The sequence below is a fragment of the Pseudomonas frederiksbergensis genome, from assembly GCF_017114915.1.
GTDB classification, from domain to species: Bacteria; Pseudomonadota; Gammaproteobacteria; order Pseudomonadales; family Pseudomonadaceae; genus Aquipseudomonas; species Aquipseudomonas frederiksbergensis_I.
This window is the reverse complement of record NZ_JAAUOE010000042.1, coordinates 13,388-34,934: the sequence shown is the minus strand read 5'-3', so window position 1 is coordinate 34,934 and position 21,547 is coordinate 13,388. Positions and strand designations below refer to the sequence as shown.

19 protein-coding genes are annotated in these 21,547 nt (G+C 60.5%); 12 read left to right on the top strand and 7 right to left on the bottom strand.

Translation table 11 applies throughout. The features are described 5' to 3' along the window. Nucleotides 1–8: 8 nt before the first annotated feature. The 4 genes from HCU66_RS23025 to HCU66_RS23010 form a co-directional block, all read right to left on the bottom strand. A complete protein-coding gene (locus HCU66_RS23025; RefSeq protein WP_205890731.1) occupies nucleotides 9–698 on the bottom strand; it encodes an ABC transporter permease in 690 nt (229 codons plus the stop codon). A 91-nt stretch (nucleotides 699–789) separates the two neighbouring features. Beyond that, the gene (locus HCU66_RS23020) at nucleotides 790–1,566 is read right to left on the bottom strand and encodes an ABC transporter substrate-binding protein (protein WP_205890730.1); all 777 of its coding nucleotides are present in this window, start codon (nucleotides 1,564–1,566) and stop codon (nucleotides 790–792) included. 346 nt (nucleotides 1,567–1,912) lie between these two features. Continuing rightward, nucleotides 1,913–2,374 carry a MarR family winged helix-turn-helix transcriptional regulator gene (locus tag HCU66_RS23015; RefSeq protein ID WP_205890729.1) on the bottom strand — a complete coding sequence of 154 codons (462 nt, stop codon included), beginning with the start codon at nucleotides 2,372–2,374 and terminating at the stop codon, nucleotides 1,913–1,915. Between the two features lie 125 nt (nucleotides 2,375–2,499). Next, nucleotides 2,500–2,952: an Ohr family peroxiredoxin gene (locus tag HCU66_RS23010; protein ID WP_205890728.1), complete on the bottom strand. Its 453-nt coding sequence runs from the start codon at nucleotides 2,950–2,952 to the stop codon at nucleotides 2,500–2,502. Between the two features lie 274 nt (nucleotides 2,953–3,226). Here HCU66_RS23010 and HCU66_RS23005 point away from each other — a divergent pair, with 274 nt between their 5' ends. The 7 genes from HCU66_RS23005 (at nucleotide 3,227) to HCU66_RS22975 (ending at nucleotide 9,637) form a co-directional block, all read left to right on the top strand. Then, nucleotides 3,227–4,207, top strand: coding sequence for a quinone oxidoreductase family protein (locus HCU66_RS23005; RefSeq protein WP_205890727.1), 981 nt, complete (start codon nucleotides 3,227–3,229; stop codon nucleotides 4,205–4,207). Nucleotides 4,208–4,221: 14 nt separating this feature from the next. Next, nucleotides 4,222–5,070 carry a TauD/TfdA dioxygenase family protein gene (locus HCU66_RS23000; RefSeq protein WP_205890726.1) on the top strand — a complete coding sequence of 283 codons (849 nt, stop codon included), beginning with the start codon at nucleotides 4,222–4,224 and terminating at the stop codon, nucleotides 5,068–5,070. A gap of 86 nt (nucleotides 5,071–5,156) precedes the next feature. After that, the gene (locus HCU66_RS22995) at nucleotides 5,157–6,209 is read left to right on the top strand and encodes a beta-keto acid cleavage family enzyme (protein ID WP_205890725.1); all 1,053 of its coding nucleotides are present in this window, start codon (nucleotides 5,157–5,159) and stop codon (nucleotides 6,207–6,209) included. 92 nt (nucleotides 6,210–6,301) lie between these two features. After that, complete coding sequence (locus HCU66_RS22990; RefSeq protein WP_205890724.1) at nucleotides 6,302–7,633, top strand: MFS transporter; 1,332 nt, start codon at nucleotides 6,302–6,304, stop codon at nucleotides 7,631–7,633. Further along, nucleotides 7,630–8,307, top strand: coding sequence for a DsbA family protein (locus tag HCU66_RS22985; RefSeq protein ID WP_205890723.1), 678 nt, complete (start codon nucleotides 7,630–7,632; stop codon nucleotides 8,305–8,307). The genes HCU66_RS22990 and HCU66_RS22985 overlap by 4 nt, the downstream gene beginning before the upstream one ends. Beyond that, the gene (locus HCU66_RS22980) at nucleotides 8,304–8,630 is read left to right on the top strand and encodes a Rieske (2Fe-2S) protein (protein WP_205890722.1); all 327 of its coding nucleotides are present in this window, start codon (nucleotides 8,304–8,306) and stop codon (nucleotides 8,628–8,630) included. The genes HCU66_RS22985 and HCU66_RS22980 overlap by 4 nt, the downstream gene beginning before the upstream one ends. After that, nucleotides 8,627–9,637: a YeiH family protein gene (locus HCU66_RS22975; protein ID WP_205890721.1), complete on the top strand. Its 1,011-nt coding sequence runs from the start codon at nucleotides 8,627–8,629 to the stop codon at nucleotides 9,635–9,637. The genes HCU66_RS22980 and HCU66_RS22975 overlap by 4 nt, the downstream gene beginning before the upstream one ends. 194 nt (nucleotides 9,638–9,831) lie before the next feature. On the opposite strand, the gene HCU66_RS22970 is transcribed toward HCU66_RS22975, so the two are convergent. The 3 genes from HCU66_RS22970 to HCU66_RS22960 all read right to left on the bottom strand — a co-directional run bounded on the left by HCU66_RS22970 (nucleotide 9,832) and on the right by HCU66_RS22960 (nucleotide 13,386). After that, nucleotides 9,832–10,485 (bottom strand): DUF2931 family protein, encoded by a 654-nt coding sequence (locus tag HCU66_RS22970; RefSeq protein ID WP_205890720.1) that lies wholly within the window; start codon nucleotides 10,483–10,485, stop codon nucleotides 9,832–9,834. 2 nt (nucleotides 10,486–10,487) lie between these two features. Beyond that, the gene (locus HCU66_RS22965) at nucleotides 10,488–12,101 is read right to left on the bottom strand and encodes a phospholipase effector Tle1 domain-containing protein (protein WP_205890719.1); all 1,614 of its coding nucleotides are present in this window, start codon (nucleotides 12,099–12,101) and stop codon (nucleotides 10,488–10,490) included. A 247-nt stretch (nucleotides 12,102–12,348) separates the two neighbouring features. Beyond that, entirely contained in the window at nucleotides 12,349–13,386 is a 1,038-nt protein-coding gene (locus HCU66_RS22960) for an AraC family transcriptional regulator (protein WP_205890718.1), read from the bottom strand. Nucleotides 13,387–13,742: 356 nt separating this feature from the next. Between HCU66_RS22960 and HCU66_RS22955 the strand changes: the two genes are divergently transcribed. The 5 genes from HCU66_RS22955 to HCU66_RS22935 all read left to right on the top strand — a co-directional run bounded on the left by HCU66_RS22955 (nucleotide 13,743) and on the right by HCU66_RS22935 (nucleotide 21,547). Then, complete coding sequence (locus HCU66_RS22955; RefSeq protein WP_205890717.1) at nucleotides 13,743–14,309, top strand: alpha/beta hydrolase; 567 nt, start codon at nucleotides 13,743–13,745, stop codon at nucleotides 14,307–14,309. A gap of 128 nt (nucleotides 14,310–14,437) precedes the next feature. Then, a complete protein-coding gene (locus HCU66_RS22950; protein ID WP_205890716.1) occupies nucleotides 14,438–16,450 on the top strand; it encodes a DUF1302 domain-containing protein in 2,013 nt (670 codons plus the stop codon). A 41-nt stretch (nucleotides 16,451–16,491) separates the two neighbouring features. Next, nucleotides 16,492–17,850 carry a DUF1329 domain-containing protein gene (locus HCU66_RS22945; RefSeq protein ID WP_205890715.1) on the top strand — a complete coding sequence of 453 codons (1,359 nt, stop codon included), beginning with the start codon at nucleotides 16,492–16,494 and terminating at the stop codon, nucleotides 17,848–17,850. Between the two features lie 75 nt (nucleotides 17,851–17,925). After that, on the top strand, nucleotides 17,926–18,999 hold the full coding sequence (locus HCU66_RS22940; protein WP_205890714.1) for a WD40/YVTN/BNR-like repeat-containing protein: 1,074 nt from the start codon (nucleotides 17,926–17,928) through the stop codon (nucleotides 18,997–18,999). A 31-nt stretch (nucleotides 19,000–19,030) separates the two neighbouring features. Beyond that, nucleotides 19,031–21,547 carry an efflux RND transporter permease subunit gene (locus HCU66_RS22935; RefSeq protein ID WP_205890713.1) on the top strand — a complete coding sequence of 839 codons (2,517 nt, stop codon included), beginning with the start codon at nucleotides 19,031–19,033 and terminating at the stop codon, nucleotides 21,545–21,547.

Below are 21,547 nucleotides of genomic sequence, written 5' to 3'. Positions count from 1 at the left end.
GCTCCCCGTCACAGTTCGGCGGCTTTGATGCCGACCGAGTAGTGTTTTTCCAGATAACGCAGCACCAGCAATGACACGCTGGTCAGCAGCAAGTAGAGCGCGGCAACCGCGAGGAAAAACGTGAACGGCTCATGGGTGGCGTCCGCTGCGTTTTTGGCTTTGAACATCATGTCCTGCAAACCGATCACCGAGATCAGCGCGGTGGATTTGGTCAGCACCAACCAGTTGTTGGTGAACCCGGGAATGGCGAAACGAATCATCTGCGGCACCAGAATCCGCCAGAACACCTGGGTACCACGCATGCCATAAGCCACGCCGGCCTCGCCCTGACCTTTAGGGATCGCCATAAAGGCACCGCGAAAGGTTTCCGAGAGATAGGCACCAAAAATGAAGCCCATGGTGCAGACGCCGGCGATAAAGGGGTTGATGTCGATGTAGCGGGTGTAACCGAGTGCGAGGGCAATGCGGTTTACCAGATCCTGGCCGCCGTAGAAAATCAGCAGGATCAACACCAGGTCAGGAATACCGCGAATCAGGGTTGTATAACCTTCGCCCAGCACCGCCAGCCATTTAAACGGCGACAAACGAAAGGCGGCGCCGATCAGGCCCAGGGCAATCGCCATGGTCATGGAGGTCAGGGCCAGATGAATGGTCAGCCAGGCGCCATCGAGAATGCTCGATCCGTAGCCGTGAAGCATGATGAAGTTCCTCAAACGAGCGCCGGGAGGCGCGCGAGACAAGCCAAAAATGGCACCCGCAAACGCCGGCGCCAGGGTTTCGGGTAACGGCTTATTCGCCGTAGATATCGAAGGCGAAGTACTTGGCCATCACTTGCTGGTATTTGCCATTGGCGCGGATGGCGTCAATCGCTGCACTCAGGCGTGCAACGTTCGCGCTGTCGCCTTTGCGCACCGCGATCCCGGCGCCTTTGCCGAAGTATTTCGGGTCGTTGATGTCCGGCCCCACCAGAGCGAAACCTTTACCTATTGGCGTTTTGATAAAGCTCTCATCGGTGTTGACGATGTCGGCGAGCGTGGCGTCCAGGCGACCTGATGCCAGATCGAGGAAGGCTTCATTCTGTGAGGCGTAGCGCACCACCAGGGCGCCGGCTTTCTCAAGCTGCTCGGTGGCGAAACGGTCGTAGGTCGAGGCGCGTTGCACGCCGACTTTCTTGCCTTTGAGATCAACCAGTGGATCGTTGATCACGCTGCCGGTCTTCATCGCGAACTTGCCCGGCGTGTGGTAGTACTTTTTGCTGAAGTCGACCGACTTCATACGGTCTTCAGTGATCGACATCGACGACAGCACCGCATCGATCTTGCGCACTTTGAGCGACGGGATCATGCCGTCGAATTCCTGGATGACCCACTCGCATTTGACCTTCATCTCTGCGCACAGCGCGTTGCCGATGTCGTAATCGAAACCACTGACATTGCCCTCCGGCGTCTTGAAGGAGAAGGGCGGGTAGGCGGCTTCGATGCCGATACGCAGGCTGTCCTCGTCGGCGTGCGCCAGCAAGCTTGCGGCGCACAGTGCCAGAGCACCTAGAAGTTCTGTCTTGTTCATATTGTTGACTCCTTGGAAGGGGCGTTGGGGGTGATTCGGGGCTGCCGTCCGGTCTGGCGAGGTGGACTGTCCTGATGATTTGCGAGGGTATAAATGACATAAAATATTTCACAAATCAACTGTATGAAAATAAACATATCAAAGAGAGGCGGCAAGCGGAGCACTCATGGACGAAACCCCTGTAGGAGCGGGCTTGCCCGCGAAGACGTCGGTACAGTCAACATTGATGTTGCCTGACACACCGCTTTCGCGGGCAAGCCCGCTCCTACAGGGGTTTCGCTTAACTGACTGGCATTAGCCGATAAGGCGCCAGTTTTTCATTCCGGTATCAAGGTATTTGCTTTGCTCATTCCTCGGCTTTCGTCGATTTGATGAGATTATTACGCAGCTTCACTACCGCGTTCTGCAGCTGCATGAACTCGTCCGGTGTCAGGCCCGTTGCGTGGGAAAGGCCCATTTCGGGGCGGTCTTCACGCAGCTGTCGACCGCTCTTCGTCAGGCTGATCCGCACCTGCCGCTCGTCCTCGGGGTCACGCTGCCTCTGCAGATAGCCCATCGCTTCCAGCTTTTTCAGGATCGGTGTGAGCGTGTTTGATTCGAGAAACAGTTTCTCGCCCAGGCTGCCCACGGTTTGGTGGTCTTCCTCCCATAGCGCAACGATGGTGATGTATTGCGTATAGGTGAGCCCCAGCTGCTCGAGTATCGGCTTGTAGGCCTTGCCGAAGGCCAGGTTCGTGGAATAGACCGCAAAACACAGGAAGTCGGAGAGCTTCAGATCAGCGGGGACGGTCTTGTCGGTGCGTTTCATGTGCTTCCTCATTGGCCAAGTTGAAGGCTCGCAAAGGCAAAAGATACCTCGTGTACGATTTTATCGGAATGGGCTTGGCTTTGTTATTCGCATGCGCTTAAAGCGCATGCGACATATGTGGCGCGTTAGGCCGTGAGGACGTTCAGGGCCACGTCGATATTGCCGCGCGTCGCTTTCGAGTACGGGCAAATTTGATCGGCGGTGTGCGCCAGTGTCGTCGCAACGTCGTGCGCCAGCCCCGGCACGCGGAGCGTCAATCGAGCCTGAAGGAAGTAGGCCGCGCCGGTCTGGCCCAGATCGACTTCGATGTCGACGGACAGATCAGACGGCAGCACCACATTCATGTCATTGGCCACGAGCCCGACGGCGGCGGTGTAGCAGGCCGACCATGCGCCGGCGAACAGTTGCTCGGCGGTTGGGTGTGGCTGAATAGCGGTGAACACGTGCGCCGGCTTCGCGTTTCCAGGCGTCGACAGCGTGATGTCGAGGCTGCCGTTATGGCCACGCGAAGTGTTGCCAGCGGCGCTGACGGTGGTGTGAGTCTTGCCGGTCATCAGGACTTTTTCGATCTTGCTCATGGGGTGGATCCTCTACGTTTCGAATGATGTGATTTATGTGTCGTATACGTTTGTATCGTATGCGATGTAAATAATAATTGCGCAGACACCCATCGAAGTCAATTGGTCGCGTCAGGCCTCCCGACGAGTGGCCAATCGATGCCTGCCGGCTCACTGTCATCAAATGAAAAGCCATTGTCGTCTGATGAGAAGCGGCTCCTCTGGCGGCGTCCTACAGTCCAGTCAGCGCAAATCGACGCTGCACGCCAATCTTGCAGACTGGAGAATAAGAAAAATGGCCAAAGCCGTACGCTTCTACGAAACCGGTGGTCCCGAAGTCCTCCGTTATGAGGACGTCGAAGTCGGCGAGCCCGGTCCGGGCCAGGTGCGTCTGCGTCATGTGGCGGTTGGCCTGAACTATGCCGATACCTACTTTCGCAATGGCACCTACCCGATCCCGATGCCCAACGGCATGGGGGTCGAAGCCTCTGGTGTGGTCCAGGCGATCGGCGAGGGGGTGACCAACGTACGGGTGGGGGATCGTGTCACCTACACCGGTTTTCTCAATACCTTGGGCGCCTACAGCACCGAACGCCTGATCCCGGCCGCGCCGCTGATCAAGCTGCCGGAAACCATCAGTTTCGAGACCGCCGCGGCCATGACCATGCGCGGCCTGACGTCGTCGTACCTGATGCGGCGCATTTACGACTTCAAGGCCGGCGACAGCATTCTGCTGCATGCCGCTGCCGGTGGCGTGGGCCTGATTGTGTCGCAGTGGGCCAAGCTGCTCGGGCTGACCGTCATCGGCACCGTGTCCACCGAGGTCAAGGGTGAAATCGCCCGGGCCCATGGCTGCGACCATGTGATCAATTACAGCCATGAAGATGTCGCCCAGCGTGTTCGCGAGTTGACGGACGGCGTTGGTGTCAACGTGGTGTTCGACAGTGTTGGCAAGAACACCTTCATGGGTTCCCTGGATTCGCTCAAGCGTCGCGGCCTGATGGTGTGCGTCGGTACGGCCTCCGGTCCGATTCCGGCTGTCGATCCGGTACTGCTGGCGATGAAAGGCTCGCTGTTCATGACCCGTCCGGCCCTGGCCGACTACATCGCCGACCCGGCGGAAAAAACCGCGTTGGCCAATGAGTTGTTCGGCCATGTCGGCAGCGGCCGGATCAGGATCGAGATCAACCAGCACTATGCCTTGCAGGATGCCGTCCAGGCCCATCGCGACCTGGAATCACGCAAGACCACGGGCTCATCGATTTTCGTCATTTAAGGGAGCCGTCTTCCATGAAAGTCGAACAATTGACCTGCAGCATTGGCGCGGAACTGCTGGGCGTGAACCTCGCCGATGCGGTGCATGACGACGGTCTTTTTGCCGAGATTCGTGCTCAGTTGCTCAAGCATCGCGTGGTGTTTCTGCGTGATCAGGAGATCACCCGCGCCGAGCACGTGGCCTTCGCCCGGCGCTTTGGCGAACTGGAGGATCACCCGGTGGCCGGCAGTGACCCGGATCATCCAGGGCTGGTGCGCATCTACAAGCGCCCGGACCAGCCCATGGACCGTTACGAGAACGCCTGGCACACCGATGCAACCTGGCGCGAAGCGCCGCCGATGGGCTGTGTGCTGCGTTGTGTGGAGTGCCCGCCAGTCGGTGGCGACACCATGTGGGCCAACATGGTGGAGGCCTACGCGCGGTTGCCCGATGACGTAAAGGCGAAGATCGCCGACCTGCGTGCGCGCCACAGCATCGAAGCGAGTTTCGGTGCCGCCATGCCGATTGAAAAGCGTCTGGCGCTCAAGGCGATGTACCCGGATGCCGAGCATCCGGTGGTCCGTACTCATCCGGAGACTGGCGAAAAGGTGCTGTTCGTCAACGCCTTTACTACCCACCTGAGCAACTACCACACCCCCGAGCGGGTGCGTTTCGGCCAGGACGCCAACCCAGGCGCCAGCGAGCTGCTGCGCTACCTGATCAGCCAGGCGTACATCCCCGAGTACCAGGTGCGCTGGCGCTGGAAACCCAACAGCATCGCCATCTGGGACAACCGCAGTACCCAGCACTACGCCGTGATGGATTACCCGCCGTGCCATCGCAAGATGGAACGCGCCGGCATCATCGGCGACAAGACTTACTGATCGACCGCAACTGCATTCGCTCTCGTAGACACGCCTGCCCGGCACGATCTGGGCGTGCGGAACAATCATAAGAACAGGAGTAACCCATGCAATTCTTCGACGATTCCCTGCACCCGGAAAACATGGAAAAGGTGGTCATCACCGTGGCTCCGTATGGCCCGGAGTGGATGCCGGAAGACTTTCCCGAAGACATCCCGCTGACCATGGATGAACAGGTGCAGAAAGCGGTCGATTGTTATGAGGCGGGTGCCACGGTATTGCACTTGCACGTGCGTGAACTGGACGGCAAGGGCTCCAAGCGTCTGTCCAAGTTCAACGAGTTGATCGCCGGCGTGCGTGAAGCCGTGCCGGACATGATCATCCAGGTCGGCGGTTCGATTTCCTTCGCACCCGAAAGCGATGGCGAAGCGGCCAAGTGGCTGTCTGACGATACGCGCCACATGCTGGCGGAGCTGACGCCAAAACCGGATCAGGTCACGGTGGCCATCAACACCACCCAGATGAACATCATGGAGCTGCTGTATCCGGAATACCTGGAAGGCACGTCCCTGGCCAATCCTGCCTATCAGGCGGCTTACAGCGAAATGACCGTACCGGCTGGCCCAGCCTGGGTCGCCGAACACCTCAAGCGTCTGATGGACAACGGCATCCAGCCGCATTTCCAACTGACTGGCATGCATGCCATGGAGACCCTTGAACGCCTGGTGCGCAAAGGCGTGTACAGGGGACCGTTGAACCTGACCTGGATCGGCATCGGCGGCGGTTTCGATGGCCCTAATCCGTTCAACTTCTTCAACTTCATCCACCGTGCGCCGGATGGCTGCACCCTGACCGCCGAGTCGCTGCTCAAGAACGTGTTGCCGTTCAACACCATGGCGCTGGCCATGGGCATGCACCCGCGTGTAGGCATCGAAGACACTATCATTGATCACAAGGGCAAGCGTTTCAGCTCGGTGCAGCAAATCGAGCAAACCGTACGCATCGCCCATGAACTGGGTCGCGAAATCGCCACGGGCAAAGAAGCCCGCGAGATCTATCGCATCGGTGTGCAGTACCCAAGCATCGAAGAAACCCTGTTGGCCAATGGCATGGCCCCCAACCGCAAGGCTGGGCAAAAAGGTGTGCCGCAACGCGGTTGATCGGCAGACGAGGCGGGCGGTCAATGGCCTCCCGCTCGCGGCACTGCGACACGCTTGATAACAACAATAAAACAAAGCTTCGAGGAGGCTGCATGGCCTTTCACCCCATCGCCGCAGACGATGACGACGGCAGTGGCGTCGGCGTTGCGCGCAAGTACGCCTGGATCGTCTTTGCACTGACGTTCGGCCTGTTGATTTCCGATTACATGTCGCGTCAGGTACTCAATGCGGTGTTCCCGATGCTCAAGGGCGAGTGGGCCCTGAGCGACGGTCAGCTCGGCCTGCTCAGTGGCATTGTCGCTTTGATGGTCGGCCTGCTTACCTTTCCCTTGTCGTTGTTGGCGGATCGCTTCGGTCGGGTCAAAAGCCTGGCATTGATGGCGCTGTTGTGGAGCCTGGCCACACTGGGCTGCGCATTGGCGCAGGACTACCCGCAGATGTTCATCGCCCGCTTCATGGTGGGTGTCGGCGAAGCGGCCTATGGCAGCGTCGGCATCGCGGTGGTGATTTCGGTGTTTCCCAAACACATGCGTGCCACCCTGGCCAGTGCGTTCATGGCGGGCGGCATGTTCGGTTCGGTGTTGGGCATGGCGCTGGGCGGTGCCATCGCCGCCAAACTGGGCTGGCGCTGGTCGTTCGCCGGCATGGCACTGTTCGGCCTGCTGCTGGCGGTGCTTTACCCGGTCATCGTCAAGGAAGCACGCATCGCTCCGCAACGTGCTGCGCAGGCGGCGAACAAGGCGGCTGCGGCGGTCAAGCGTCCGTTGCGCACGCTGTTTTCCAGCCGCTCGGTGATCGCTGCCTACATTGGCAGTGGCTTGCAACTGTTTGTCGGCGGCACCGTGATTGTGTGGATGCCCAGTTACCTCAATCGTTATTACGCCATGGCCACGGACAAGGCGGGCGGTGTCGCGGCGATCATCGTGCTGTGCAGCGGCGCGGGGATGATCCTGTGCGGCATGCTCAGCGATCGCCTGTGTCGCCATTCGCCGGAGCGCAAAGTCGCTTTGGCCATCGCCTATTGCCTGGGCAGTTGTCTGCTGTTGTCGGCGGCATTCGCGCTCCCGGCAGGGCCTGTGCAATTGGTGCTGATCTGCCTGGGGATGTTGATTGCCGCCGGCACGACCGGCCCTTGCGGCGCCATGGTTGCCAACCTGACCCATTACTCGGTCCATGGCACGGCCTTCGCCACGCTGACCCTGGCCAACAACATGCTGGGGCTGGCGCCGGGGCCGTTCATCACCGGCCGGGTGTCCGACTTCATCGGCTTGCAGGCGGCTTTTCAAATGGTGCCACTGGTCAGCATCGCGGCAGCGGCCGTGTTCTTCTACGCCAAGTGTCATTACCACAAGGACATGGCCCGGCTTCAGGGCGAGCAAGTCCACGATTCGATTGGCAAAGCGGTGTTAGAGGTGAAGTTGTGAGTCGTTTACGTATTGATGTGTTTTTCGATTTCATCTGTCCCTGGTGCCTGATCGGCAAGCGTCAACTGGAGCGCGCGCAAGACCTGCTGCGTATCCAGCAACCCGACGTGGAAATCACCACGGTGTGGCACGGGGTGCAATTGCTGCCGCAGCTGCCGGCACAGGGCGGGTCCTTCGCCGATTTTTACCTCAAGCGTCTGGGCAGTCCTGAAGCCGTAGCGATGCGCCAGGCCCAGGTGCAGCAGGCTGCGATGGCGGCGGGCGTGCCCATCGATTTGAGCCGCATCACCCGCATGCCCAATACCGCCGACGCCCATCGTTTGCTGGAGCGTGCGAGCGTGCTGGGCAATAGCGCCCAACGTGATGTTTTGCTTGAGCGTTTGTTCGCAGCCTATTTCCAGCTTCAGGGATCAGAGAGCGGTGAGGATCTGGGCTGCCAGGAGACCTTGCTTGCCATCGCCCAGTCGTGTGGTTTCGACCCTGATGTCATGGCCCCCTTCCTGAAAGGCGACGGCGATCCTTACATCGGCAACGAGGCGGGAGCAGCCAGCGGCGTGCCCAGTTTTCAGTTCGACCGTCGCTTGACGGTAGTGGGCGCGCAGCCTGCCGAAGTGCTGCTTGGCGCCATGCATGAAGCCTTGCTCGACAGTCATCGCGCGCGGCAACCGGCATGAGTCTTCGAATCCCCGTGCCCGCTGGAAAACTCCCGCAGACAGGTGGTCGTGCGCTGTTCGAATTCGATGGCAAAAGCCTGGCGTTATTCAACGTCGAAGGCGACCTGTTCGCCATCGACGACAGTTGCCCCCATCAGGGTGCCTCGCTGTGTGGCGGGCGCCTTGAAGGGCGGGTGATTCAATGCGGCGCCCATGGCCTGCGCTTCGATCTGCGCAGCGGCTATCTGCTCAATTCAACCGTGCTCAAAGTCGCCAATTACCCCGTCGAGATCATCGACGGCCAGGCATTCATCGTCATCGCTTGCGAGGAGTCCGCGCCATGAACGCGATCGCGCTCACCCGTATCCATAGCCGAACGCGCGAACTGGCACCGGGTTTTGTCGTCAGTCTGATCGTGGCGGCGGCCGCCTCCTTTTTGTCCGAGCATTACGGTGCGCCGGTGATGCTGTTTGCCTTGCTGTTGGGCATGGCGCTGAACTTCCTGGCCAGTGATGGTGCCTGCAAGGCGGGCATCGAATTCACGGCCCGCACGGTGTTGCGCATTGGCGTGGCGTTATTGGGCATGCGCATCACCCTCGAACAGATGGCCGCGCTGGGCTGGAAGCCTGTGGCGCTGGTGGTGATTGTGGTGGCGGTGACGATCGGCGTCTCGGTGATCGCGGCCAAGGCGCTGGGGTTCCAGCGTTTGTTCGGCATGCTCACCGGTGGGGCCACCGCCATTTGTGGTGCATCCGCCGCGTTGGCGCTGGCGGCGGCATTGCCCAACCATCCGCAGAAAGAACGCGCGACGTTGTTCACGGTGATCGGGGTGTCGGCGCTGTCGACCCTGGCGATGATCGTGTACCCGATGATTGCCAATTGGCTGTCGTTGTCGCCGCAAGTGGCGGGGGTGTTCCTGGGGGCGACCATCCACGATGTTGCCCAGGTCGTCGGTGCCGGCTACAGCCTGTCGACCGAGACCGGCGATACCGCCACGGTGGTCAAGTTGATGCGGGTGGCGATGCTGCTGCCGGTGATCGTTTGCGCCGCGATGATTTCCCGCATGCAGGGCGCCGACCCGGCCGGCAAACGACCGCCGCTGCTGCCATGGTTCGCCGTCGGGTTTCTGATTCTGGCCTGTATCAACAGCACTGGCTGGATAGCCCCGGTGGTGCAGGGATCGGTCAATGAATTGTCGCGTTGGTGCCTGGTGGTTTCCATCAGCGCCCTGGGCATGAAGACTCAGCTCAAGGAGCTGGCGGCGGTTGGCATCAAACCCATTCTGCTGATGGTGGGGGAGACGGTGTTCCTGGTTGTGCTGGTGTTGCTGTTGCTGCGCTGGGGGCTGTAGGCACACAAAATCCTGTGGCGAGGGAGCTTGCTCCCTCGCCACAGGACTTTCATTCACGAGCGGCGTTGCACTGCGTTGCCTCCATGGCGCGGTGGGACTCTCGGCCGGTGTCCCTGACACCGGTTCTTTTACGGCGACTGTGCCAGCAGTCGCCGTTTTTTTTGTTTGACCGGTTCAGGAACAACAATACGTCGTCACCAACTGCCATAGGGAATGCCGAAACGTTCGATGTAGCGCTTGGACGAGTCTTTGATCTTTCTGTGGTAGCCGTTGTACTTGCCTTGATAGGGGCCTAACGGCTCGATACCGACTTGCCCACGGTCGACTTTGTGGGCGCGGAAACAATCGTCCCAGACCCAGACCTGAATGATGCCCCCCGGCGCCAGCCCCAGATTCAGGGCCGCACTTGGGTTGGCGGTGAACTCTGGGGTCTCGTGGCAACGTTGGGCTGTCGAGTTGCGCATGATATCGCGGGTGGACTCGGAGATATCGATCCAGCCCGCGTAGGTCTTGCGCTCGACAATCGATTGCCAGCGCACATAGAGGCGCTTGGGCAGGTCGGCGCCTGTGACGGGCTTGCCGGCGCCGCCAATACCCACCCAGCCCCGCGCATTTTCAGTGCCATTCTCGTGGTCGCTGCTACCCGCTACCCCTGCAGCGATATTGTAAAAAATCCGCCCGTTTATATCCTCGACAGCGGAGGTCTCGACCCATACCGTCATATGAGCGGGCTCGGTGAAGCCGATGTACCACCAGGATGTCCTGTAGTCGTTTTTGGCCGACAGCGGATCGACGGGTTGGCAGGCACTTATCGATACAAGCGCCAGTAACAGGATCAGAATTTTCATGGTTACAGCGTCCATTCCGGTACATGAGGATGGTGCACCCGTACGGCATCTGCCGTTGGGACATGGGCATAGACCAGTTCGAATCGGCTGATGCGAGGCCCCGAAAGGAAAGTCGGGGTCCAGTGCGCTGACTGGTGGATGTAGTGCAGCTTCAGCAATTGCTCCTCGGCGGCGGTAACGCGGTAATCACCGGCGACAAACCGCTCGCACATTGACTCAAGTTCCGCGGGTAGTGCTAATTCGGGATCTTCCTGAGGATCGTCAAATTCAACCCCATGCTTTTTGGCTGCTTCATACATAACCCGCAGGTACACCCGCGACAGCCCGGCACCGATCTTACGTCGTAGCTGTAAGCCGACAAATACCCGTTTTTGTTTTGGCGCGTTCTGCTCTCTTGGCTCAGGCAGCAGCTTTACCGGATTTGGGGTGATCAGCTCCAGCATCTCCATTGGCCAGCCCTTGGCATGCCATTTCGCCCGTTCCTGTTGGGCCTCGCGGTAGATCGAAGTGGTTTTTACGTCGGTGAACTCACTGACTTCCAAGGCCTGCATGGGGTTGAGTAACACGCACTCTTCGATGTCTTCGCGGTAACCACCGCCGATATCCGAGTGAGCACCCGGCAGGCTGATTTCCAGATGATCCGGAGCGACGCTGTTGAGGGCGAAGTTCGCGCGGTATTCGTCCCGTGCCACCAGTTGCAAAACATTGGGGAAGAAGCGCGGCATCAAATACAACTTGACCCCGGGGGCTACCGGGCTGCGCACATAACCCAGGTTACTCAGGCCACCCACGGAAGCGACGGTGTCGAACAGGCCGACAAACCCGATGTTGACCCCTTCACCAAAGACCTTGCTGAAGCCCCGGGCGAACAGGCTATTCGGCAAGTACAGCGTTTCCCTAAGCGGGCTATTGGTTCCGGACAGGCACAAACAGGCGAAATGTCGGGCGGCAGCCGCGCCACGGCTGAAGCCGAACACGTCGAAGGTCAAGGAGCTGATCTGGATGTCCGGGAAGACCTGATGAAAGTTGCGTAACCGGCGTTTGATCTGGCCGAATGCGTCAAATACCCGAGCTTCGATACCGGTCTCACCCCGACCAAAAGCCATGCCCAGCAGACTGTCTTGCCCGCCTGCGGTCGTACCAATACCTTCGACATAGACCTTATCGAATGCCTTTTTTTGCTGGATGATTTTTCCCTGGTCGATAGATGCCATATACAAATCATGTAACCGCGCAACATTCGTCACTTCACCTCCATAACTGCTGTCAGAATCTTGCATATATGGCTTGCAACTCCCCTCCATATCCTGCGCCGACACCGGATGATGAGCCCCGCACTTGCGCCCCATCTCCACGTTGAACGGGTTATTACCGGTGCCATCAAAAAACACCCCGATACGCAGAGTGACCTTCACAATGGCGGCTTGCTCGCGCGCAACCTTGGCTTCCCACGCCTCGTTGAGTTGCTCTGCCTGTGTCCGTTGCCGGGCCATCATTTCGTCGTATTTGCGTTGTTCCTCTGCCTGCTCCGGTCTGCGCACAGGCCGTCGGGCGCGTTCTGCCAGAGCGCGCTCGCGGCAGACGGCGCAGTGGTAACCGCCAAAGTCCTTTCCCATGGATGCATCCCTTTAGCGAAAGCCCATCCCTGGGCGCCAAATCAGTGATTGGTTTCTGGGGATAACGGTGCGCGTTGGGGGATAGGTGATGCTGCCAGTCGCGGCTTAATCGCTTGTAGGATCGGGATGGGGTGGTTGAAGCCTGAGGCTGTCAGAAAAACCTTCAGGTAATGAATGCGGGTATGGGGCGGAATCCGCAGCGGGCTTTGCCCGCGCCAGCCACGGATTATTCGCAGGTTCGGCTGGCTCAGGACTCTTTGGAGCCAGAGAGCGGCTTTGAGGCGGTGTGCTTTTGTGCGCTACGCCAAGCGGCGGGCGGCATGCCGAACTGGGTGATGAACCAGCGTGTGAAGGAACTCGCCATGGAATAGCCGAGCATGTCAGCGATCCGGCCCAGCGAGTAATTCGGATTGTCCAGGTAGCGCAGCACCAGGTCGCGGCGCACGTCGTTGATCAGGTCGTTGAAGGCGCAGCCGTCGTCTTTGAGGCGGCGCTGCAGGGTCCGGACATTCATGCCCTGGGTCTGGGCGATCTGCTCGATGGTGGCGCGTCCCATCGGCAGCAGCAGGTAGATGGCTTTGCGCACCTCGAACAGTATCGACGGGCCTTCGTGGTTGAGCAGCGAGTCGAGGTAGCTCTGGGCGTAGCGCGCCATGGCCGGATCGGCATGGGGATTGGTCATGTCCAGGCTGGCATCGGAGCAGACAATGCCATTGAACTCACTGCCGAACTCCAGATTGCAGCCGAACAGGCGGCGATGCAGTTGCAGGTTGTCTGGAGGCTGGTGCGTGAAGTTGACGCTGTAGGGGTGCCAGTGTGTACCGAGCAAGGCGGCGCACAGGCGGAACATGACCCCGATGGCCAGCTCAGTGGCTTGGCGGGAGGGCATGGGCGATTCGGTGACCACCTCCTCGCGAATGATCACCATCTTGTCGGCCTCTTCAATGAAGATGGCCAGCGAATCATTCATCAGGTGACGGTAATTCACCACGACCTGCAAGGCATCACGCAGCGTACGTTGGTGGCTGAGGAGCAGGCTGACCACGCCGAAGTCCGAGAGCTGGCGCGACTCGGCCATGCTCAGGCCGAAATTCTGGCAGCCGCTGGCGGCGGCCGAATCTTCCAGCAGGCGTACCGCGGCATCAATGGGAATGCGGTGTTCGGGCGCTTGCAGCAGGGCTTTGCTCAGGCCGACGCCGGCCAGTACATCGCGCGGGTTGAACCCCAGGTATTGAGTGACCTCCAGGTAGTTGGTCAAGACGGCGGCGCGAACAAGCTTGGGCATGCGAAGGTCTTTCCTGGGCCGGTTGCGATTTAAATGAGCGTGGCGACTATATCCAGCCCATCAGCAATTGAACAGTTGTGAGGTTGTCGAGGGCGCTCGCTCAAATCTGTCCAGAATCACCCCCGTTGTCGTGGCGCAATCGACGCTCACCCGTTGATTACAGTGACCCGCAGAGAACCTGAGGGGATTTACGACCAATGGTCGCCGCGTGCCGATCCCTGGAAATTTGTCATGAAAAGAAAAGTGCCTGACGTCCAATGAAAAGCGCTTCGGGTGGGCGCTCTTTAATGTCAGTCCTACAAAAAGCCCCTGGCCGATAGAGCCAGTCGAGTCATCGAGAAAGCGAAGGTGTTGACGTGGACAAACTGCAAACTGCCGCAACCGTTCTGATCGTACCGGGCCTGCGCGAGCACGTTGCCGAACATTGGCAGACGTTGCTTGAAGCTCGATTGAGCAAGGTGCGCAGCGTGCCGCCGCTCGCCACCGACAAGCTCGATTGCGCCAAGCGGGTCGAAGCGATTCAGCATGAGCTGGAGCAGATCGATGGGCCGGTGATTCTGGTGGCTCACAGTGCCGGTGTGTTGATGGTCGCGCACTGGGCGGCGCAGCACCGTCGGCCGATCAAGGGCGCTCTGCTGGCCGCGCCACCGGATCTCGATGCCAACTGGCCGCAAGGCTATCCATCCCCCGAAACCCTGCGTACCCAGGGTTGGAACCCTCTACCCAAAGGGCCACTGCCGTTTCGCAGCCTGGTGGCCGCCAGTACCAACGACCACCTCGCCAGCCTGGCCGCCGTCACTCGGCTGGCTGAAGGCTGGGGCAGCGAACTGCTCAACATGGGCGAGGTGGGTCATCTCAATCCGGCTGCAGGTTTTGGCCACTGGCCTCGTGCCGAAGCACTCATCCTGGAGCTGGATCGCTAGTTCAGGCGCCGGTTGGCCCCAGCCATCCGGCATTTGCCCTCACTCCTGAAAAACGCAAACCCCTGGCACAAGGGGTCGCGCGAGGGCGGCTGCGCTTAAAACAAATACAAAAAGGCGGAGACAACGCAATGCACAACAATAAGAGTCACGGGTTCGCGCCTTCGCGATGCACCTTGTTGGCCTCGGCCATTCTGGCCGCAACCGTGCCGGTCGCCCAGGCGGTCGAACTCGATACCGGTAACCCGGACTGGACCGCGCGCCTGGATAACACCGTCAAGTACAACTACGGCGTGCGCACCGAAAGCGCCGACAAGCGCCTGTTGGCGACACCGAACAACAACGACGGCGACTACAACTTCCGCAAGGCCGGAACCAACATCACCAACCGCATTGACCTGTTGACCGAGATGGATGTGGTCTACCAGAACCACATGGGCTTTCGCGTCAGCGCCGCCAGTTGGTATGACAAGGCCTACGAGAACACCGGTTCCAATTCCAACCCGTTCGTCAACGGCAATGACGCAAGGTCGGGTCTGGTCGCCAACGATCCGCGCCTGGCCGGGGTCACGGGCGACAATGTCGGTAATGGCAGCCCCCACCTGAGCAACTATGCCCAGCGTTACTACACCGGTCCTTCCGGTGAAATCCTCGATGCCTTCGTGTTCTACAGCACCGAAGTGGGCGAGGAGTCCTTGCTGAGCGTCAAGGCCGGTCAACACAACGTGTTCTGGGGTGAGACGATTCTCAACCCGGTGCACTCGATCAGCTACGGCCAGTCCGGGCTGGACCTGGCCAAACTGGCCGCCTCGCCGGGAACCGAAGCCAAGGAACTGTTCGTTCCGCGTAACCAGTTGTCGATGTCGTTCACCGTCAATCCTGAGTTGACCGTGGCCGCTCAGTATTTCCTCGATTGGGATGCCGCCCGCCTGCCTGAAGCCGGTACTTACTATGGCGGTTCCGATCTGGTCGGCTTCGGTGCGCAGTCGTTCCTGCTGGGCAACACCAATGGCGTGGTGCCGGGCAGCCCGCTGGGTTGTGGTCTGGCGCCCTGCAACGGGCTGACCAATGTGCGTCGCGGTCACGACTTGACGCCGGACAAGCGCGGCGACTGGGGCGTGATGGCCAAGTGGTCGCCGGCCTGGCTGGATGGCACCCTCGGCGTGTACTACCGCAATACCTCGGAAATCCTGCCGCAAGCCTGGCTGAACGCCACCGGGCTGACGTCGGCCAATCCCAACGGCACCCCACCTGCCGGCATGGTGCCGGCGGTGGTCAACACCCTCAATTCGTTGAGTACCAGCACCTATCAACTGGCCTATGCCGACAACATTCAGATCGTCGGCCTGAGCCTGTCCAAGGATGTGGGTGGTATCAGCGTGGGGTCGGACCTGAACATTCGTCACAACATGCCGCTGGCCAGTATTCCCGCCGTTGTCAGCTCGACGGGGCCACGGGGTTTGGGCGCCGGTCTGGGGCTGTTACCGGCCCGCACGGCGGCCACCGGTGTGATCTATGACACCCCGCAAAAGGGCGACAGCCTGAGTGCCACCGGCGACACGCTGCACTGGACGCTCAACGGCCTGATGACGTTCCCGAAAACACCGGTGTTCGATTCGGCCAGCCTGCTCGCCGAGTTGTACTACAGCAACCTGCTCAAGCTCGATAGCAAGAACGAAGCGCTCTACAAGGGCCAGGACACCTATCGCGGCATCGACCAGCCGACCCGGGACAACTGGGGCATCGCGGTCAACTTCACACCGACCTGGTACCAGGTATTCCCCGGGGTCGATCTCAACGCACCGATGTCCATCAACGTCGGCCTCGACGGCGTGTCGCCGGTGTCCGGTGGCGGTGCCAAGGACACCGGTAACTATGCCGTGGGCGTGGGTGCGGTTGTGTACAACAAATACTTCATCGACCTGAAGTACGTGGACTCCTTCGGCAAGACCGACAAGTGCGACGTCAGTGGCCTGAGCACGGGCGCGGCCAATGCCGGCAGCGGAGACGGCTCCACACCCAATGCCTTTAGCGGCAATGAAAACTACGCGTGTTACGGCGGCGGCTACTCGGCCTTCTCCGGTGGTGGTGCCACGACTGAGGACCGTGGCGCCGTTTACCTGACGATGAAAACCACTTTTTGATTCACCACTGGCTTGCTCAAAGTAAGCAGGAGAATAACAAGATGAAATGTGTGCAAACCGTGTTGGCCGCCTCGTTGGCGATGGTCATTGCCGCCCAGGCACAGGCCGCTGTATCGGCTCAGGAAGCCGCCAGGCTCGGCACCAGCCTGACCTTGGTCGGGGCTGAAAAAGCCGGGAATGCCGACGGATCGATCCCCGCCTATGACGGAGGCCTGACCATGCCGCCGGCCAGTTTCAAAGCCGGTGACAGCATGCGTCCGGATCCCTTCGCCAACGAAAAACCGTTGCTGGTGATCGACGGCAAGAACGTCGATCAGTACAAGGGCTTGCTCAGTGCAACCACGGTGGAGTTGGCCAAACGTTTCCCAAGTTTCCACGTCAATGTCTACCCGACCCACCGTACAGTCTCCTTGCCCAAGGCAGTGCTGGACAACGGGGTGAAAAATGCCACCGGCGCCAAGTCCCTCGAGGGCGGGTTGGCCGTCGATAACGTCCTGCCCGGCGTGCCGTTCCCGATTCCGCAGACGGGTCACGAGGTGATGTGGAACTTCCTGTTGCGTTTTCAGGGCGTCAGCATCAATTCCAAGTACGACTCCTGGAACGTCGACTCCGCTGGCGTACCGAGCCTGGCGACCACCGGGCAGGCGTTCATCTCCTATCCGATCTACGAGAACCTGGCGCAGCCGATCAGCAGCGCCGACGTGTACTACCAGATGAAGCTGTCCTACACCGGCCCTGCGCGCCGGGCCGGTGAAGCGGTGATGCTCAAGGACGCCGCCAATCCGCTGCAGCAACCGCGCCGCGCCTGGCAATACCTGCCGGGCCAGCGCCGGGTCAAGCTGGCACCGAACCTGGCGTACGACACGCCTAACCCCGGCACCGCCGGCGCGGGCACTTACGACGATGTTTTCGTGTTCAACGGTGCACTGGACCGCTACGACTGGAAGCTGGTGGGCAAGCAGGAAATGATCGTGCCGTACAACACCTACAAGCTGACCTACGCCCAGGACCCAAAATCCCTGACCACCGCCAATCACCTGTCACCGGACTACGTACGCTGGGAAAAACACCGGGTCTGGGTGGTGGAGGGCACGCTCAAGTCCGGCGCCCGGCACATCTATCAGAAGCGTCGATTCTACCTGGATGAAGACAGCTGGACCGCTCTGGCCTCCGACCAGTACGACGCCCGTGGTCAGTTGTACCGTGGCTCCTTCGCGTTCCTCAGCCAGAGCTACGACAAGCAGACCCCGGATTCCACGCCCTTCATGATCTACGACCTGGTGGGGGGTTCCTACAACATCAATGGCGTGGTCGGACCTTACGGCGGCATCAAGTACATCGAGCCGCTCTCCAAGGCGCAGTGGTCGTCGGAATCCCTGGCCGGTAGCGGGATTCGCTGAACAAACCGTGACCCCAGGTTGGAATGTCAGGCACACGGACGTGTGCCCTGCGCGGTTATCCGAAGAGGACGCGGTATGTGTTCGTACAAAAATTATCTGCGGCTGGCGCTCGGCGCTCTGCTTGCAATGTTGCAAGGCCTGAGCCAGGCGTCCGCTTATGTCGACGTGCTGGATCTGCCGGCCAGGGTTAGCGCCCTGGCCATCAACAGCCCGCTATCGGGCATGACCCGCGCCGGCGACCGGCTGGTTGCCGTCGGGCAGCGTGGCCACATTCTGTATTCCGATGATGCCGGCAAACACTGGCAGCAGGCAGCGGTGCCGGTCAGCGCCGACCTCAATGCCGTGAGTTTTCCTTCCGCCACCCAAGGCTGGGCGGTGGGCGGTGACGGCGTGGTGTTGCACAGCAGTGACGCGGGTGCGACCTGGCGCAAGCAACTGGACGGCCGCCAGATCGGTGCCTTGCTGGTCAAGCATTACCAGGCGTTGGCCGGTGCAGAACCTGGCAATCAACAATGGCCATTGCTGGTCGCCGAAGGTGAGCGCCTGATTGCGCAGGGCGCCGACAAACCGTTGCTCGATGTCTGGTTCGCCAACGACCGCCTCGGCTATGTGGTTGGGGTGTTCAACCTGATCCTGCGCACCGAGGATGGCGGCCAGAGCTGGACACCGTTTCAGGACCGCACCGACAACCCGCAGGGCTTTCACCTCAACGCCATCGCCTCCACCGGCGATGCGCTGTACATCGCCGCAGAGCAAGGCCTGCTGCTCAAGTGGGATGACACCCAACAGCGCTTCGACGCGGTGCAGACACCTTATCAGGGCAGTTTTTTCGGTGTGCTCGGCAAACCCGGGGAAGCGCTCGTCTACGGCTTGCGCGGCAATGTGCTGCGCAGCACCGATGGCGGTCGCAACTGGACCCCGCTGGACAGTGGCCTGCACGTCAGCATCACCGCCGGCCTCGTCGATGCCCATGGCCACTACCGCTTGTTCACCCAGGGCGGGCAGATGCTGGTCAGCCAGGGTGCCGGCGCGCAATTGCACCTGGTTCAGCAACCGGCACCGACCCCGGTGACCGGCGCCGCTCAGTCCGCCGACGGTGCGCTGGTGGTGGTTGGCAGCCGTGGTGCACGGACGCTGTCCGTTGAATAAGCCCTCGAACACTTGGAGCGAGAACCCAGACATGGGCCATACCAAACAAGAAACCATGCCGGTGATCCGCGATCTGCGGGATTTCGACCGCCATTCCGGCAATCGGCTGGAGCGGCTGGTGTTCAACTACCGTCCGCTGTTCATGCTGCTGATGGCGCTGGTCACCCTGATGTTAGGCTACATGGCCGCGACTCGCCTGGAGCTGCGTCCAAGCTTCGAAAAGATGATTCCGCAGAGCCAGCCGTACATCCAGAACTTCCTGGAAAACCGCCAGTCGCTGCGCGGTTTGGGTAACTCGGTACGGGTGGTGGTGGAGAACACTCAGGGCGATATTTTCGACCCCGGTTACCTGGACGTGCTCAAACAGGTCAACGACCGGTTGTTCCTTGCCGAGGGGGTCGACCGTGCCTGGATGAAGTCGTTGTGGAGCCCGGCGGTGCGCTGGACCGAAGTCACCGAGGAAGGTTTCCAGGGCGGCCCGGTGATGCCCGATACCTACCAGGGCAAGCCGGCAGAAATAGAACAGCTGCGCCAGAACATTTCCCGCGCCGGTATCGTTGGCAGTCTGGTGGCCAGCGACTACAAATCGAGCATGCTGATCGTGCCGCTGCTGGACAAGGCCACGGCCAGCGGTCAGCCCATCGACTACCACGCCTTTTCGCAGATGCTCGAAGAGCAGTTGCGCGACCAGATCGAGTTTGCGGGTGACAGCGCTGCACGCAAGGCCGGGGAGGAGGGCAAGGGCCCGTACAAAGTCCGGGTGATCGGTTTCGCCAAACTGATGGGCGACCTGATCGACGGCCTGATCCAGGTGATGATGTTCTTCGCCCTGGCCGTCGTCACTTCGCTGATCATCATTTACGCCTACACCCGATGCGTGCGCAGCACCTTGCTGGTGGTCGGCTGCTCGCTGATCGCGGTGGTCTGGCAGTTGGGCATCGTCGCTTGGCTCGGCTATGCCATCGACCCGTACTCGGTGCTCGTGCCTTTCCTGATCTTCGCCATCGGTGTGTCCCACGCGGCGCAGAAAATGAACGGCATCATGCAAGACATCGCCCGTGGCACCCACAAACTGATCGCCGCACGCTACACCTTCCGCCGCCTGTTCATTGCCGGCGTTACCGCGCTGTTGGCCGACGCCGTCGGGTTCGCGGTGCTGATGCTGATCGACATTCCGGTGATTCGCGACCTGGCGATCACCGCCAGTATCGGTGTGGCGGTGCTGATTTTCACTTCGCTATTGCTGATGCCGGTGGCGCTGTCTTATGTCGGCGTCGGCACCAAGGCGGCCGAGCGAGCGCTGAACATCGACACGCGCGCCGAAGGGCACAAAGGCTTCGGCAAACTGTGGGACTTGCTCGACCGCTTCACCACCGCCAAATGGGCCACCGGGGCGGTGTTGGTCGCGGTACTGATGGGCATCGGCGGCTTCATGGTCAGCCTGCAGCTGAAGATCGGCGACCTGGAAAGTGGCGCACCGGAGTTGCGCGCCGACTCTCGCTATAACCGTGACAACGCCTACATCACCAGCCACTACGCGCTGTCCAGCGACCTGTTCGCGGTGATGATCAAGACCGCGCCGGAAGGCTGCTTGAACTACAAGACGCTGGTCCTCGCCGACCGTCTGGCGTGGGAGCTGCAGCAGTATCCGGGCGTACAGGCGACCGCTTCGTTGGTCAACGCGGTGCGCCAGATCACCGCCGGCACTTATGAAGGCAACCCCAAGCTCAACAGCATCCAGCGCAATCAGGACGTGCTGAACTACGCGGCGCAGCAAGCCTCGGTCAACTCCCCGGAGTTGTTCAACACCGATTGTTCGCTGATGCCGGTGATCACCTTCCTCAAGGACCACAAGGCCGAGACCCTGGATGCCGTGGTGGGCATCGCCGAACAATTCGCCCGGGACAACAACAGCGAAGATCGCCAGTTCCTGCTCGCGGCCGGGTCGGCCGGGATTGAGGCGGCGACCAACATTGTGGTGCGCGAGGCCAATCGCACCATGCTGCTTTACGTCTATGCGGCGGTGACGCTGTTCTGTCTGATCACCTTCCGCAGTTGGCGCGCCACCCTGGTCGCCCTGTTGCCATTGGTCCTGACCTCGATCCTGTGCGAGGCGTTGATGGTGGCCATGGGCATTGGCGTGAAGGTTGCGACCCTGCCAGTGATCGCCTTGGGCGTGGGCATCGGCGTGGACTACGCCTTGTACCTGCTCAGCGTGCAGTTGCATTACCAGCGCCAGGGCCTGCCGCTGAGTCAGGCTTACCGCAGCGCCGTGTCGTTTACCGGCCGGGTGGTGGGCCTGGTGGGCATCACCCTGGCGGCGGGCGTGGTGTGCTGGGTCTGGTCGCCGATCAAGTTCCAGGCTGACATGGGCATCCTGCTGACCTTCATGTTCCTGTGGAACATGCTCGGTGCGCTGATCCTGATCCCGGCCCTGTCGTACTTCTTGCTGCGTCATCCCGTTGCGCAAGCTGATGTGGCGCAAACCGCTGAAACCGATACATCCCAACGTCAGGGCGTGCCGCATGCCCTGACCACTTCCGAGTAA